We start from the raw sequence: 14,710 nt of genomic DNA, 5'->3' as shown, positions 1-14,710 counted from the left end.
CGCCGGCATCCGTTCGTCGTTTCGGGCACCGGCGGCCGGGGACGCGTCAGTCCAGGAAGAGCGCGCGCAGCCGCTTCGTGGTGAAGACGAGCCCGACGGCGATCATGACGACGTAGTAGAGCACGTGCCACAGCATGTCGGCGCTGAGGACGCCGGTGGTCAGGCCCCGCACCAGCTCGACGCCGTGCCACAGCGGGAAGGCCATGACGATCGACTGCACCCAGTCCGGGTAGACCGTGATGGGGTACAGCGTCGCCGAGAACAGGAACATCGGCAGCAGCACGAAGTTGATCCAGTCCATGTGCTGGAACGTCTTCATGTAGCTGGTGACGGCCATGCCGACGCTGGCGAACCCGAAGGCGATGAGCAGCACGGCGGGGAGGGCGAGGATCGCCGTCCAGGCGAGATTCAGGCCCAGGATCTGCATGATGAGCATGAACCCGGTGGCGTACAGCAGGCCGCGCAGCAGGGCGTACATGATCTCGCCGAGGGCGACGTCCAGCGGGCCGAGCGAGGTGGCGAGCATGCCCTCGTAGAGCTTGCCGTAGTTCAGCTTGAAGAAGACGTTCCAGGTGGAGTCGTAGATGGCGCCGTTCATCGCCGACACGGCCAGCAGGGCCGGGGCGATGAAGGCGGCGTACTCCACCTCGACGCCCTGCGAGGTCTGCACCGTGCCGATGAGCGAGCCCAGGCCGATGCCCATCGAGGCGAGGTAGAACACCGGCTCGAAGAAGCCCGACAGCACGACGATCCAGCTGGACGAGCGCGCGGCGACGAGCCCGCGCTGCACGACGGCCTGCGGGTTGCCGGCCCACAGCGCGCGGACGCCGCCGGAGCGGACGGGGGCGGGCGTGGCGGTGGCGGTCATTTCGCGAGCCGTTTCGTGAAGAGGCGGCGGCCGATCACGAGACCGACGGCGGACAGGATCAGCAGGTAGGCGATGTGGACGACGAGCATCGCCGGCTCGATCGGCTTGCCGTATGTCGCCCACCTGCCGAGCTCGGACGCGTGCCACAGCGGCGAGACCCAGCCGATCCACTGCAGCCACAGCGGCAGGTTCATGAGCGGGTAGAAGGTGCCCGAGAACAGGAACATCGGCATGAAGAGGAACCGCTGGACGAGGGCGAACTGGCCCTTGTCGTCCTCGATGCTGGCGGCGTACGCCATCAGCGGGATGCCGAAGGCGCAGCCGCCGGCGATGCCGACCAGGATCGAGATCCAGCCGGTCTCGGGATTCGGCACCGCGCCGAAGAGCCAGATGAAGACGTAGTACAGCACGACGGTCACGAGCATGCGCGCGGTCGCGCCGGCGACGACGCCGTTGGCGATCTGCCCTGCCGACAGCGGCGACGCGCTGAAGCCGAAGAAGTAGCGGCGCCACTTGAACCCCGCCATGACCGGGTAGGTGAACTCCTCGCTGGCGACCGAGATCGCCGAGGTCATCAGCAGCGCCGGCGCGACGAACACCAGGTACGACACGGTGACCCCGCCGTCGACGATGTCCTGGTCGATGAGGGCGGCGAGTCCCACGGCGAGCCCGAGCAGGTACAGCACCGGCTGCCCGAACGCCCCGACGATGATCGTCCAGCCGTAGGCGCGCATCGCGCGCACCATGTGCTCGGTCACGTACCACGTGCCCCGCGCGCGCGGCTTGCGCCCCCAGGCGAGGGCCTCGGCGCGCAGTTCGTCGAGCCCCGGCTGCTCGATCGTCGCGACCGGCGCGGGCTGCGGCATCCGTTCGTCGTTCATTCGATCAGCGACCTTCCGGTCAGGCGCAGGAAGACGTCCTCGAGGCTGGAGCGGCGGACGAGACTCGTCACCGGGTGCAGGCCGCGCTCGGTGACCTGTTCGAGGGCGTGCTCGCCGTTGTCGGCGTACACCAGGACGCGGTCGGGCAGCACCTCGACGCGGTCGCCGATGCCCTGCAGCTGCGGGGCGGTCTGCTCGTTGCGGTCGGACCCGAAGCGCACCTCGAGCACCTCGCGGCTGGAGTGCTCGCGGATGAGCGAGGCGGGGGTCCCCTCTGCCATGATCCGCCCCTTGTCGACGACGATCAGCCGGTCGCACAGCTGCTCGGCCTCGTCCATGTAGTGGGTCGTGAGGACGAGGGTCGTGCCGCGCTCCTTGAGGCGGAACAGGCGGTCCCACAGCACGTGCCGCGCCTGCGGGTCCAGGCCCGTCGTCGGCTCGTCCAGCAGCAGGATGCGGGGGTCGTTGATGAGGCCGCGCGCGATCGTGAGGCGCCGCTTCATGCCGCCCGACAGGGCGTCGACCCTGCTCTTGGACTTCTCTTCGAGCTGGGCGAACGCGAGCAGCTCGTCGGCCTTCTGGTGGCAGACCTTCGCCGGCAGGCCGAAGTAGCGGCCGTAGATGAAGAGGTTCTCGCGGGCGTTGAGCTCGCCGTCGAGGTTGTCCTGCTGCGGCACGACGCCCAGGCGCGAACGGATCTCGGGCCCGTGCCGGTCGGGATCGAGCCCCAGGATCGACAGGGTCCCGCCGGTGCGCGAGGACACCGCCCCGATCATCTTCATCGTGGTGGACTTGCCGGCGCCGTTCGGTCCCAGCAGGCCGAAGCTCTCGCCGGGGGCCACCTCGAACGACAGCCCGTCGACGGCGACGAAGTCGGGCTTGCCTTTGACCTTGTAGGCCTTCACGAGGTTGTCAGCGGCGATCACGGGTTCAGGCACCGGACAACCCTACTTGCCGCCGACGACACCGGGGCGGGCGGGTTAGGGTCGATTGTGACCGATCCCGCCTCGCCCCGGCGCACCCGGGGCCGCCGCGCGCAGGAGGGGCCCCGAGCGACCTTCCGCCAGCTCATCCCGTTCCTGCTCGAGCACCGCGGAGTGCTCGTGGTCGTCGCGATCCTGAGCATCATCGGCGCCGTCGCCACCCTCGCCCAGCCCGTCGTCGTCGGCGAGGTCATCGCGCGGGTGCAGGCCGGCGACCCGCTGGGGATGCTGGTGTGGGCGATCGTGGGCCTCGTGATCGCGGCATCCGTCATCTCGGGCTATCAGCACTACCTGCTGCAGCGGACGGGCACCGCGGTGGTGTTCTCGAGCCGCCGGCAGCTGATCCGCCGCATCCTGCACCTGCCGATCAGCGAGTTCGACGCGCGCCGCACCGGCGACCTGGTCTCACGCGTGGGCACGGACACGACCCTGCTGTACGCGGTGCTCACGCAGGGGCTGGCGGACGCCGTCGGCAACAGTCTCATCTTCCTCGGCGCCATCGTCGCGATGGCCGTCATCGACCCGCTGCTGCTGGTGTCGATCGTGGCGGTGCTCGGCGCTTCGATCACCGTCGTCGCCGTCCTGAGCGGACGCATCCGCAAGGCCACCACTGCCCAGCAGCAGAAGGTCGGCGAGCTGGCGTCGGGCGTCGAGCGCGCGATCGGCTCGATCCGCACGATCCGCGCCGCCGGAGCGAGCGATCGCGAGGAGCAGGCGGTCACCGACGTCGCACGCGAGGCCTACGGCATCGGCGTCCGCATCGCCAAGGTGTCGGCGCTCGTGGTCCCCGTGGCCGGGATCGCCCTGCAGGTGTCGCTGCTGGTCGTGCTCGGGTTCGGCGGCTACCGCGTCGCGTCGGGCGCGATCGAGATCGCGGCGCTGGTGACGTTCGTGATGTTCCTGTTCCTGCTGATCGGGCCGCTGACGACCTTCTTCGGCGCGATCACCTCGGTCAACCAGGCCCTCGGCGCGCTCGGGCGGATTCAGGAGATCCTCGACCTGCCCACCGAGACCGCCGCGGACCGGGTCTCGCCGGAGGCCGAGGGGCGTTTCGTCTCGGTCGCTGCGCTCCCTCGCTCAACGTCCGATACCTCGCTCCCTACAGCCCCGGTCGCTGAGCGAGCGGGATACCCTGCCCCGGACGCTGAGCGAGCGCAGCGAGACGAAGCGCCCGAAGCCGGGGAACGTTTCGTCTCGGTCGCTGCGCTCCCTCGCTCAACGTCCGGTCCCTCGCACCCCGCCGTCGAGTTCCGCGACGTGCGGTTCGCCTATCCCGAGAACGTCGTCGAGGCCCGCCGGCGCGCCACGACCGAAGCACGCGCCCTGCTCGAGAGCGCGCACGTCGAGCCGGTGCGGGATGCCGGTGACGCGGCGTCCGCTCGAGACGGCGACGTGCTGCGAGGGGTGTCGTTCACCGTCCCGCGGGGCGCGCGCGTCGCGCTCGTGGGGCCGTCGGGTGCGGGCAAGAGCACGATGCTCGCCCTCATCGAGCGGTTCTACGACCCCACCGGCGGGGCCGTGCTCGTGGACGGGACGGACATCCGGGAGCTGGAGCGGACGGCGCTGCGCGCCCGACTCGGCTACGTCGAGCAGGACGCTCCGACGCTCGCCGGCACCCTGGGCGAGAATCTGCGGCTGGCCTCGCCCGACGCCACCGAGGCGGAGTGCGAAGAGGTCCTGCGCGCGGTGAATCTCGGAGACGTGCTCGATCGGAGTCCTCTCGGGCTGGACGCGCCGGTCGGCGAGGCCGGCGTCATGCTCTCGGGCGGCGAGCGTCAGCGGCTCGCGATCGCGCGGGCGCTGCTGGCGGCGCCGCCGATCCTGCTCCTGGACGAGTCGACGTCGTCGCTGGACGGCCTCAACGAGCAGCGCATGCGCGAGGCGATCGACGCCGTCGCCGCCGGGCGCACGCTCATCGTCATCGCGCACCGGCTGTCGACCGTGGTCGACAGCGACCACATCGTGGTGCTCGACCGCGGCGAGGTCGTCGGGCAGGGGACGCACTCCGAACTCGTGGCGTCCACCCCGCTGTACCGGGACCTGGCGAAGCACCAGCTCCTCGTCTGACCGACCGGACCCGATCAGGCGCGCTGCAGGCGGTAGCGCAGCGCGGCGAGCTCCGCCCACAGCGCTGCGGGCACGCGGCCGTCGAAGGTCCGGTAGAACTCCTCGGTGAGGTCGGCCTCCTGCATCCAGGACTGCGGGTCGACCGCGAACAGCTCCGCGAGGTCCGCCTCGGGCACCTCGATGCCGTCGAGGTTCAGGTCCTCGGTGCGCGGCAGGCGGCCGATGGGGCTGTCCACGGCGGGCACCGAGCCGTCCACGCGGCGGATGATCCAGTCGATGACCCGGGCGTTGTCGCCGAAGCCCGGCCACAGGAAGCGGCCGTCGGCGCTCTTGCGGAACCAGTTGACCTGGAACACCCGCGGAGCGCGATCGAAGCGCAGCTTCTGCCCGACCTTCAGCCAGTGGGCGAAGTAGTCGGCCATGTTGTAGCCGCAGAAGGGCAGCATCGCGAAGGGGTCGCGGCGGAGCTCCCCGACGGTGCCCTCGGCGGCGGCGGTGCGCTCGGACGAGATGTTCGAGCCCATGAACACCCCGTGCGCCCAGTCGGTCGCCTCGACCACCAGCGGCACGTTCGTCGCGCGCCGGCCGCCGAAGAGGATCGCGTCCAGCGGCACGCCCTCGGGGGCGTCCCAGTCCTCGGCGATCTGGGGGCACTGCGCGGCGGCGACGGTGAAGCGCGAGTTCGGGTGGGCGGCGGGGCGGCCGGATGCCGGGGTCCAGGGCTTGCCCTCCCAGTCGGTCAGCTCGGCGGGCGGGGTGTCGGTGAGACCCTCCCACCACACGTCGCCGTCGGGGCGCAGCGCGACGTTGGTGAAGATCGTGTTGCCCCACAGCGTCTCGACCGCGGTGACGTTGGTCGACTCGCCGGTGCCGGGCGCGACGCCGAAGAACCCGGCCTCGGGATTGATCGCCCACAGCCGGCCGTCCTGCCCGGGTCGCAGCCACGCGATGTCGTCGCCGAGGGTCTCGACCCGCCACCCGGGGATGGTGGGCCGCAGCATCGCCAGGTTGGTCTTGCCGCACGCCGACGGGAACGCCGCGGCCACGTGGTAGGCGCGGCCTTCGGGCGAGATGACGCGGATGAGCAGCATGTGCTCGGCCAGCCATCCCTCGTCGCGGCCGATGACCGAGGCGATCCGCAGCGCGAAGCACTTCTTGGCCAGGATCGCGTTGCCGCCGTAGCCCGATCCGAACGACCACACCTCGAGGGTGTCGGGGAAGTGGACGATGTACTTCTCGTCGTTGCAGGGCCACGCGTCGTCCTGCTGGCCGGGCTCGAGCGGAGCGCCGACGGAGTGGACGGCCTTGACCCAGGGCGCGCCGCCGGCGATCTCGCGCAGCACGTCGGCGCCGACGCGGGTCATGATGCCGATGGAGGTCACCGCGTAGGCGCTGTCGGTGAGCTGCACGCCGATGTGCGACAGGGGCCCGCCCACGGCTCCCATCGAGAAGGGGACGACGTACATCGTGCGGCCGCGCATCGACCCCTCGAACAGCGGCTGGATCGTCGAGCGGATCTCGGCGGGCGCGATCCAGTTGTTCGTGGGACCGGCATCCTCTTCACGCTCCGAGGCGATGAAGGTGCGCGCCTCGGTGCGGGCGACGTCGCTCGGGTGCGAGCGGGCGAGGTACGAACCCGGCCGCCACTCGGGGTTGAGCTTGATGAGCTTGCCCTCGTCGACGAGCTCGCGCAGCAGCGCGTCGTTCTCGGCGCGCGAGCCGTCGACCCAGTGGATGCGGTCGGGCTGGGTGAGCGCGGCGACCTGGTCGACCCACGCCACGAGGGCCGCCATACCCTCGCCCTGCACGGCGGGCATCGCGCCGTACGTGCGCATGCTCTTGGCGGCACCGCCGGTCGCGTCGGCGGGACGGGTGAAGATATCGGCCAGAGCCATGTCGGTGCTCCTTCGCAAGCTACGTGCAGTTCTGAGGTCTGTTTCCACTTTCCCCGTGTCACCCCGCTCTTGTGACCGCAACGAGCGTCAAGAAGTCGAATTCTTTCGCTATGCTCAAACAATGTCCTCCACTCCGCTGCAGCTGTCCACCCTCGGGCACCGCATCCGACATCAGCGCCTCGCCCACGGGTTCACGCTGGATGAGCTCGGCGAGCGCGTCGGCGTCGCGGGCAGTCAGCTGAGCCTGATCGAGAACGGCAAGCGCGAGCCGAAGCTGTCCCTGCTGCAGGCGATCGCGGCGGCCACCGGGGTCGAGGTCACCGACCTGCTCTCGAACGAGCCCCCCAACCGTCGCGCCGCCCTCGAGATCGAACTGGCCAGGGCGCAGTCGAGCTCCGTGTTCCGCCAGCTCGGCATCGCGCCGGTGAAAGTCACCAAGGGGATGCCGGACGAGACGATCGAGTCGATCCTGGGCCTTCATCGCGAGCTGCAGCGCCGCGAGCGAGAGGCGATCGCGACCCCCGAAGAGGCCCGGCGCGCGAACACCGAGCTCCGGCTGCGGATGCGCGAGAACGACAACCACCTGCCCGAGATCGAGAAGCTCGCCGAGAAGCAGCTCAAGGCCGCCGGCCACGTCTCGGGCGCGCTGACGCACCGCACCGTCAGCATCATGGCCGAGCAGCTGGGCTTCGAGCTGCTCTACGTCAACGACCTGCCGCCGTCGACGCGCTCGATCACCGACCTCGAGCACGGCCGGATCTACCTGCCCCCGGCATCCATCCCGGGCGGTCACGGCCTGCGCTCGATGGCCCTGCAGGCGATGGCCCACCGGCTGCTCGGCCACGAGCGCCCCACCGACTACGCCGACTTCCTGCAGCAGCGGCTCGAGATCAACTACTACGCCGCGTGCTGCCTGATGCCCGAGACGGCGTCCGTGGCGTTCCTGCAGCAGGCGAAGAAGGACCGCAACCTCGCCGTCGAGGACTTCCGGGACGCGTTCGGCGTCACGCACGAGGCCGCCGCGATGCGCCTCACCAATCTCGCCACCACGCACCTCGGCATCCGTCTGCACTTCCTGCGGGTCGACGGCTCGGGCGCGATCAACCGCGTCTACGAGAACGACGACCTGCCGCTGCCCATGGACGTCACCGGCGCCGTCGACGGCCAGATCGCGTGCCGCAAGTTCTCGGCCCGGGCGGCCTTCTCGGAGCAGAACCGCACGACCGAGCACTACCAGTACACCGACACGCCGGCGGGCACCTACTGGTGCTCGACGCAGACCGGCACGACGTCGGCGGGCGAGTTCTCGATCACGATCGGCGTGCCCTTCGACGACGCACGGTGGTTCCGCGGCCGCGAGACGCAGAAGCGCGCGGTGTCGACGTGCCCCGACGAGGCCTGCTGCCGGCGGGCGCCCGCCGAGGCCACCGCCCGCTGGCAGGGCAAGGCGTGGCCGAGCGCGCGCGTGCACATGCAGATGTTCTCGCCGCTCCCCCGCGGAGCGTTCCCCGGCGTCGACGACAGCGAGGTCTACGCCTTCCTGGATCGGCACGTCTGATGGCGGCCGGGATCGCGACGCCGCGGGTCGTCGACACCGTCGCCGCGCTGCGGGAGCTGCTGGCCCCCGTCCGGCGGGACGGGCGCCGCATCGGCCTCGTCCCCACGATGGGCGCCCTGCACGCCGGGCACGCCACGCTCATCCGGGCGGCAGCCGCCGAGAGCGACGTCGTGGTGGTGTCGGTGTTCGTCAACCCCGCGCAGTTCGACGAGGCCGCCGATCTCGCGGCGTACCCGCGCACCCTCGACGCCGACGTCGCGACCGCCGCCGCGGCGGGCGCCGCCGTGGTGTTCGCGCCGCCGCCCGCCGAGGTGTACCCGGCCGGCTTCGCCACCTCGGTCCACATCGGCGGTCTCACCGAGCGGTGGGAGGGCACCTCGCGCGGCGCCTCGCACTTCGACGGCGTGGCCCTGGTCGTCACGAAGCTCTTCGGCATGGTCGGCGCCGACGCCGCCTGGTTCGGCCGCAAGGACGCGCAGCAGCTGGCGGTCGTCCGCCGGCTGGCCGCCGACCTCGACCTCGTCACCGAGGTGCGGTCGGTGGACACGGTGCGCGACGCCGACGGGCTGGCGCTGTCCAGCCGCAACACGCGGCTGTCCGCCGACGAGCGTGTGCGGGCGCTCGCGCTGTCGCGCAGCCTGTTCGACGCGCGCGACGCCGTGCGAAGGGGCGAGACGGATGCCGCTGTGCTCGCCGGCCGGGCACGGCAGACGTTGGCGTCGGCGGGGGCGACCGTGGAGTACTGGGCGGTCGTCGACCCCGCGACCTTCGAGTCCCGGGACGTCGCGACCCCCTCGTCGCTGGCCATCGTCGCGGCGCGCGTGGGCGCGGTGCGACTCATCGACAACCTGCCGCTCGGCGCGGACTGACCGGGCGCCGGCGCGCTCACAGCTTGCGCAGCAGCACCTCGCCCGCGGTGTGATCGGCGCGCTTGTCGATGATGAGCCGCGCGCGGTGCTGGGTGGGGAGGATGTTCTCGCGCAGGTTCGGCAGATTTATCGTGCGCCACAGGTCCCGCGCGCGCTCGACCGCGGCCTCGTCGCTCAGCGTCGCATAACGGTGGAAGTACGACGTCGGATCCGCGAACGCGGTGTCGCGGAGCGCCAGCCACCGCTCGACGTACCAGCGTTCGAGATCGTGCGGTTCGGCGTGGACGTACACCGAGAAGTCGAACAGGTCGCTGATGGCGCGCTCGTCGACCCGGGGCGACGGCTGCAGCACGTTCAGCCCCTCGAGGATGACGATGTCGGGATGCCGGATCACCCGCTCCTGGCCCGGCACCCGGTCGTAGACGAGGTGGGAGTACACCGGCGCGCGCACCTCGGACGCACCGGCCTTGATCGCGGTCGCGAACGCCAGCAGCGCCCGCCGGTCGTAGGACTCGGGGAAGCCCTTGCGGTGCATGATGCCGCGGCGTTCGAGTTCGGCGTTCGGATGCAGGAACCCGTCGGTCGAGACGAGCTCGACGCGCGGGGATCCGGGCCAGCGGCGGGCGAGCTCGGTGAGGACGCGCGCGACCGTCGACTTGCCCGCCGCCACCGATCCGGCGATCCCGACCAGGTACGGCGTGGCGCTGCGCTCCCGGCCGAGGAAGCCGGCGCTGGCCGCGTCAAGCTCCCGCACCGCGCCGGCGTTGACGCTGAGCAGCCGGCTGATCGGCAGATACACCTCGGCGACCTCCGCGAGGTCCAGGCGGTCGCCCAGGCCCCGCACGCGCGCGATCTCGGCCGGGGTCAGCGGCGACGGCATCCGCGGTGCACGTGCCGCCCAGTCCGCACGGCCGAACCGCCGGTACAGCGACGGCGCGAGCCGGAGCGCTGCGGTGTCGGTGTCCACTCGCGAGAGCGTACCCTCCGCCGGGCGGCGGACCCGCGCGCGCACGCTGCGCGCGTGGGCGGCAGTAGGCTGGCGGGGTCCGCCGGCGTGACGTGGAGGTGCTGATGGCTCCGGGACTCACCATCGTCGTCGGTGTCAGCGGCGGGATCGCCGCGTACAAGGCCGTGCAGGTCGTGCGCTCCCTCGTCCTCGCCGGGCACGACGTCCACGTGCTGCCCACCCAGGCGGCGCTGCGCTTCGTCGGCCTGCCCACGTGGGAGGCGATCAGCCGCAACCCCGTCCGCACCGACGTGTGGGAGGACGTCTCGACGGTCGCCCACGTCGACCTCGGGCGGCGCGCCGACGTCATCGTGGTGGCGCCGGCGACGGCGAACACCCTCTCGCGGCTGGCCGCCGGCGCCGCCGACGACCCGCTGACGGTCACCGCCCTCGCCTCGACCGCGCCGCTGGTGGTGGCCCCGGCCATGCACCCGGCGATGTGGACGCACCCCGCCACCCGGGCCGGCATCGCTCTGCTGCGAGAGCGCGGGGCGACGGTCGTCGGGCCCGACGACGGTCCCCTCACCGGCGACGACAGCGGCCCCGGGCGGATGAGCGAACCCGACGCGATCGTCGCCGCGGTGCTCGCCGCAGCCGGCTCCCGCCCCCGCGACCTCGAGGGCCTGCGCGTCGTCGTCACCGCGGGCGGCACCCGCGAGCCCCTGGATCCCGTCCGCTACCTCGGCAATCGCTCCAGCGGCAAGCAGGGCGTCGCGCTCGCGCGGGCGGCCCTCGCCCGGGGCGCGCGGGTGACCCTCATCGCCGCCCACCTCGAGACCGAGCCGCCGGCGGCCACCGACGGCCTCGAGCTCGTCCGGGTCGGAACCGCGGACGAGCTGGCCACGGCCGCGGTGGCCGCGGCATCCGGCGCCGATGTGGTGGTGATGGCCGCCGCGGTCGCCGACTTCCGCGCCGAGCGCCCGGCGGACCAGAAGATCAAGAAGGATGCCGTCGGCCACGGCCTGCGGCTGGACCTCGTCCCCGCGCGGGACGCCCTCGCCGAGGTACTCGCCGCCCCGCGCCCGGGCCGGGTCGTCGTCGGGTTCGCCGCCGAGACCGCCGAGGACCGTGACGGCCTGCTCGCCGCGGGGCGCGCCAAGCTCGCGCGCAAGCCCGCCGACCTGCTGGCGGTCAACCGCGTCGGCTGGAACGAGACGTTCGGCGCCGAGGCCAACACCGTGGTGGTGCTGGGGACGGACGGCGAGGTGCGCGCCGAGGCGTCGGGCACCAAGCGCGAGGTCGCCGACGCGATCCTCGACGCGGTGATCGCCGCCCGCGGCGAGTGACCGCGGCGCCAGACTGCGGCGGTCAGCGCGGCCGGCCTCCGCACCCGGTCAGAACAGCGTCGACAGCCCGCCGTCCACGGCGATCGTCTGGCCCGTGATGTACGAGGACTCGTCCGCGCACAGGAAGGCGACGAGCGCGGCGACCTCCGCGGTCGTCCCCCACCGGCCGAGCGCCGTCCGCGTGCGGACCACCTCGCTCATGCGCGCATCGACCTTGAGATCGGCGTTGGACTCGGTGTCGATCGTGCCCGGGGCGACCGAGTTGACCCGGTAGCCCGCCGGGCCGAGCTCGGCGGCGAGCGAGCGGGTCATGCCGTCGACGCCGGCCTTGGCCGCCGGGTAGGCGACGTCCCCGGCCCGTCCCCGCAGCGAGGCGAGCGACGAGACGTTGACGATCGCGCCGCCGGGTTCGGAGTGCGCGGCGAGGAACGCGCGGATCACGTCGTACACCGCCACGAGGTCCGCTCGGACGAGGGCGTCGAAGGCGGCGGTGTCCATGTCCCGCACACCGCGGCGGTCACGCGCGCCGACGTTGTTGACCAGGATCCGGGGCACGTGCCCGGCCGCGGCGGCGCGACCGAGGGCCGCGCGCACGGCGTCCGGGTCGGTCACATCGGCGACGAACGCCTCGGCCGACTGGCCGCGACCCGCGAACTCCTCGACGACGGGCGCCAGCGTCGCCGCTTCGCGTCCGCCCAGCAGCACGTGGGCGCCCTCGGCGGCCAGGCGGCGCGCGACCGCCACGCCGATGCCCGTGCGGGCTCCGGTGACGAGGGCCGTGCGTCCGTCGAAGCGTCCGGCGCGCGGTGTCACCGAGGGTCCTCGAGGGCCCGCGCGAGGTCGTCGGCGGACATCGACGAGGAGTTCTCGGCGCCTGGGAACGAGCCCTCCCGCACCGCGGCGGCGTACTCGTCGAGCGCGGCGCGCACCTCGGCGCCGAGGTCGCGGAACCGGCGGGCGTGGCGGGGACGGAAGTCCTCGTAGAGTCCGAGCAGGTCGTGCCACACCTGCACCTGGCCGCTGCAGCCGGAGCCGGCGCCGATCCCGATCGTGGGGATGCGGAGCCGTTCGGTGACCGCCGCCGCCAGTTCTGCGGGGACGAGTTCGAGCACGACCGCCCAGGCACCGGCATCCTGAACCGCTCTCGCGTCATCGAGGACGCGCCGGGCGTCCTCGACGCTGCGGCCCTGCACGCGGGTGCCGGTGACGTTGACCGACTGCGGGGTGAAGCCGACATGACCCATGACCGGGATGCCGGCGGCGACGAGCCGGCGGATGGTCGGCGCGGCCCCGACTCCGCCCTCGATCTTGACCGACTGGCAGCCGCCTTCGGCCATGATCCGCACGGCGGCCCGGACGGTGTCGTCGGCGGTGGCGGTCGCGGTGAACGGCACGTCGGCGATGACGAGGGGACGCGAGGCTCCGCGCACGACGCTGCGGGTGTGCCCGATGACGTCGTCGACGGTGACCGGCAGCGTCGTGTCGTGGCCCTGCATGACCATCCCCAGCGAGTCGCCGACGAGGATGAGCGGCACCTCGGTGCGTTCGATCAGCCGGGCGCTGGTGTAGTCATAGGCGGTCACCATGGTGAACCGCTCGCCGGACGCGCGCCACGCCGCGACGGTGTCGATCGAGATGCGCACGGCTCTAGCCTGACAGATGCCCGGCCCGCGTGCGCGGGGCCGGGCATCCGGCGTCACGCGAACGGGTTCGGCGTGAGCGTGTACTTCGTCTGCAGGTACTCGTGGATGCCCTCGGCGCCGCCCTCGCGGCCGAGGCCCGACATCTTCCAGCCACCGAAGGGCGCCGCGGCGTTGGAGACCACGCCGACGTTGAGGCCCATCATCCCGGTCTCGAGGCGCTCGATCATGCGCTGCCCGCGGGCGAGGTTCTCGGTGAAGACGTACGAGACGAGCCCGTACTCGGTGTCGTTGGCGATGCGGACCGCATCGTCCTCGTCGTCGAAGGGGATGATCGCCAGCACGGGGCCGAAGATCTCTTCGCGCAGGATGTCGGAGCCGGGCTGGACGTCGGTGACGACGGTGGGCTCGTAGAACGTCCCGGGGCCGTCGACGGCGCTGCCGCCGGTGCGGACCTGGGCGCCGCGCGAGACGGCGTCGTCGACGAGGGATGCCGCCTTGTCGACGGCGTCGGAGTTGATGAGCGGTCCGATCGTGACGCCCTCCTCGGTGCCGCGGCCAATGCGCATCGCCTGCACGCGCTCGGTGACCCGGCGGGCGAACTCGTCGGCCACGGACCGCTGGACGATGAAGCGGTTGGCGGCGGTGCAGGCCTGGCCGATGTTGCGGAACTTCGCGAGCAGGGCCCCCTCGACCGCCTTGTCGAGATCCGCGTCCTCGAACACCACGAACGGCGCGTTGCCGCCGAGCTCCATCGAGGTGCGCAGGACCCCCTGCGCGGCCTGCTCGAGCAGGCGCTGGCCGACGCCCGTCGAGCCCGTGAACGACAGCTTCCGCAGCCGCGGGTCGCGGATGATCGGCTCGGAGACCTTGCCCGACGTCGACGTGGTGAAGACGTTGACGACGCCCTTGGGAAGGCCGGCGTCCTCGAGCAGCTTCGCGAAGTAGAGCGTCGTCAAGGGCGTGAGCTCGGCGGGCTTGATGACGACGGTGCAGCCTGCGGCGAGCGCGGGCGCGACCTTGCGGGTGGCCATCGCCAGGGGGAAGTTCCACGGCGTGATCAGGAAGCAGGGACCCACGGGGTGCTGCGAGACGATCATGCGACCGGTGCCCTCGGGGTTCGCGCCGTAGCGGCCCTGGATGCGGGCCGCCTCTTCGCTGAACCAGCGCAGGAACTCCCCGCCGTAGGCCACCTCGCCGCGCGCCTCGGCGAGCGGCTTGCCCATCTCGATCGTCATCAGCAGCGCGAAGTCCTCCTTGCGCTCCTGGAGCAGGTCGAAGGCGCGGCGCAGGATCTCGGCGCGCTCGCGGGCGGGGGTCGCCGCCCAGGCGGGGAACGCCGCGGAGGCGGCGTCGAGGGCGGCCGCGCCGTCCTCGGGCGAGGCGTCGGCGATGGTCTTCACGACGCCGCCGGTGGCGGGATCCGAGACGTCGAGCGTCCGCTCCCCCGCCGCCTTGCGCCAGGTGCCGCCGATGAACAGCCCGTCGGGCACGCGTGCCAGCAGCTCGGTCTCACGGTTGTCGGTCACGCCGATTCTCCTCATCCGACGGATGCCGGCGGCATCCGTCCATCGATCACATCCGGGCCATTGTGCCCCGGTGCCGCGCGCGCGGCAGATATACGCGGTGTACATCCGCCGGGCGGTGCTCGCCCGCC

The 14,710-nt window shown here is 72.1% G+C and carries 12 protein-coding genes; 4 read left to right on the top strand and 8 right to left on the bottom strand.

Annotated elements, in window-relative coordinates:
- Nucleotides 1–46 precede the first annotated feature (46 nt).
- From ACYVF4_RS10670 to ACYVF4_RS10660, 3 genes are read right to left on the bottom strand one after another with little or no spacing between them, the layout of a single operon-like run.
- Nucleotides 47–868: an ABC transporter permease gene (locus ACYVF4_RS10670; protein WP_460722480.1), complete on the bottom strand. Its 822-nt coding sequence runs from the start codon at nucleotides 866–868 to the stop codon at nucleotides 47–49.
- Nucleotides 865–1,734 carry an ABC transporter permease gene (locus ACYVF4_RS10665; RefSeq protein ID WP_460722478.1) on the bottom strand — a complete coding sequence of 290 codons (870 nt, stop codon included), beginning with the start codon at nucleotides 1,732–1,734 and terminating at the stop codon, nucleotides 865–867. Before ACYVF4_RS10665 ends, ACYVF4_RS10670 begins: the two co-directional genes overlap by 4 nt.
- Before the next feature lie 11 nt (nucleotides 1,735–1,745).
- The gene (locus ACYVF4_RS10660; protein ID WP_460722476.1) at nucleotides 1,746–2,687 is read right to left on the bottom strand and encodes an ABC transporter ATP-binding protein; all 942 of its coding nucleotides are present in this window, start codon (nucleotides 2,685–2,687) and stop codon (nucleotides 1,746–1,748) included.
- Nucleotides 2,688–2,741: 54 nt separating this feature from the next.
- Between ACYVF4_RS10660 and ACYVF4_RS10655 the strand changes: the two genes are divergently transcribed.
- Complete coding sequence (locus tag ACYVF4_RS10655; RefSeq protein ID WP_460722474.1) at nucleotides 2,742–4,799, top strand: ABC transporter ATP-binding protein; 2,058 nt, start codon at nucleotides 2,742–2,744, stop codon at nucleotides 4,797–4,799.
- 14 nt (nucleotides 4,800–4,813) lie between these two features.
- On the opposite strand, the gene ACYVF4_RS10650 is transcribed toward ACYVF4_RS10655, so the two are convergent.
- Nucleotides 4,814–6,694, bottom strand: a complete 1,881-nt coding sequence (locus ACYVF4_RS10650; RefSeq protein WP_460722472.1) for a phosphoenolpyruvate carboxykinase (GTP) — start codon at nucleotides 6,692–6,694, stop codon at nucleotides 4,814–4,816.
- Between the two features lie 121 nt (nucleotides 6,695–6,815).
- Between ACYVF4_RS10650 and ACYVF4_RS10645 the strand changes: the two genes are divergently transcribed.
- Together ACYVF4_RS10645 and panC are read left to right on the top strand one after the other, a co-directional pair.
- Entirely contained in the window at nucleotides 6,816–8,252 is a 1,437-nt protein-coding gene (locus ACYVF4_RS10645; protein WP_460722470.1) for a helix-turn-helix domain-containing protein, read from the top strand.
- A complete protein-coding gene (gene panC, locus ACYVF4_RS10640) occupies nucleotides 8,252–9,121 on the top strand; it encodes a pantoate--beta-alanine ligase (protein ID WP_460722468.1) in 870 nt (289 codons plus the stop codon). Before ACYVF4_RS10645 ends, panC begins: the two co-directional genes overlap by 1 nt.
- Before the next feature lie 16 nt (nucleotides 9,122–9,137).
- Here panC and coaA read toward each other — a convergent pair whose 3' ends face one another.
- The gene (coaA, locus tag ACYVF4_RS10635; RefSeq protein WP_460722466.1) at nucleotides 9,138–10,088 is read right to left on the bottom strand and encodes a type I pantothenate kinase; all 951 of its coding nucleotides are present in this window, start codon (nucleotides 10,086–10,088) and stop codon (nucleotides 9,138–9,140) included.
- A 104-nt stretch (nucleotides 10,089–10,192) separates the two neighbouring features.
- Here coaA and coaBC point away from each other — a divergent pair, with 104 nt between their 5' ends.
- Nucleotides 10,193–11,413, top strand: a complete 1,221-nt coding sequence (coaBC, locus tag ACYVF4_RS10630) for a bifunctional phosphopantothenoylcysteine decarboxylase/phosphopantothenate--cysteine ligase CoaBC (protein ID WP_460722464.1) — start codon at nucleotides 10,193–10,195, stop codon at nucleotides 11,411–11,413.
- A gap of 48 nt (nucleotides 11,414–11,461) precedes the next feature.
- Here the strand turns inward: coaBC and ACYVF4_RS10625 are convergent, their stop codons facing one another.
- Genes ACYVF4_RS10625 through ACYVF4_RS10615 form a run of 3 tightly spaced genes read right to left on the bottom strand, consistent with a single transcriptional unit; the run spans nucleotide 11,462 to nucleotide 14,597 of the window.
- On the bottom strand, nucleotides 11,462–12,226 hold the full coding sequence (locus tag ACYVF4_RS10625; protein ID WP_460722462.1) for an SDR family NAD(P)-dependent oxidoreductase: 765 nt from the start codon (nucleotides 12,224–12,226) through the stop codon (nucleotides 11,462–11,464).
- Nucleotides 12,223–13,056 carry a 3-methyl-2-oxobutanoate hydroxymethyltransferase gene (panB, locus tag ACYVF4_RS10620; protein WP_460722460.1) on the bottom strand — a complete coding sequence of 278 codons (834 nt, stop codon included), beginning with the start codon at nucleotides 13,054–13,056 and terminating at the stop codon, nucleotides 12,223–12,225. The genes ACYVF4_RS10625 and panB overlap by 4 nt, the downstream gene beginning before the upstream one ends.
- Nucleotides 13,057–13,109: 53 nt before the next feature.
- Nucleotides 13,110–14,597, bottom strand: coding sequence for an NAD-dependent succinate-semialdehyde dehydrogenase (locus ACYVF4_RS10615; RefSeq protein ID WP_460722458.1), 1,488 nt, complete (start codon nucleotides 14,595–14,597; stop codon nucleotides 13,110–13,112).
- Nucleotides 14,598–14,710 lie beyond the last annotated feature (113 nt).

It is taken from the genome of Microbacterium aureliae, assembly GCF_054780155.1.
Note: the sequence above shows the minus strand (reverse complement) of the source record. Positions and strands in the feature narration are given on the sequence as shown.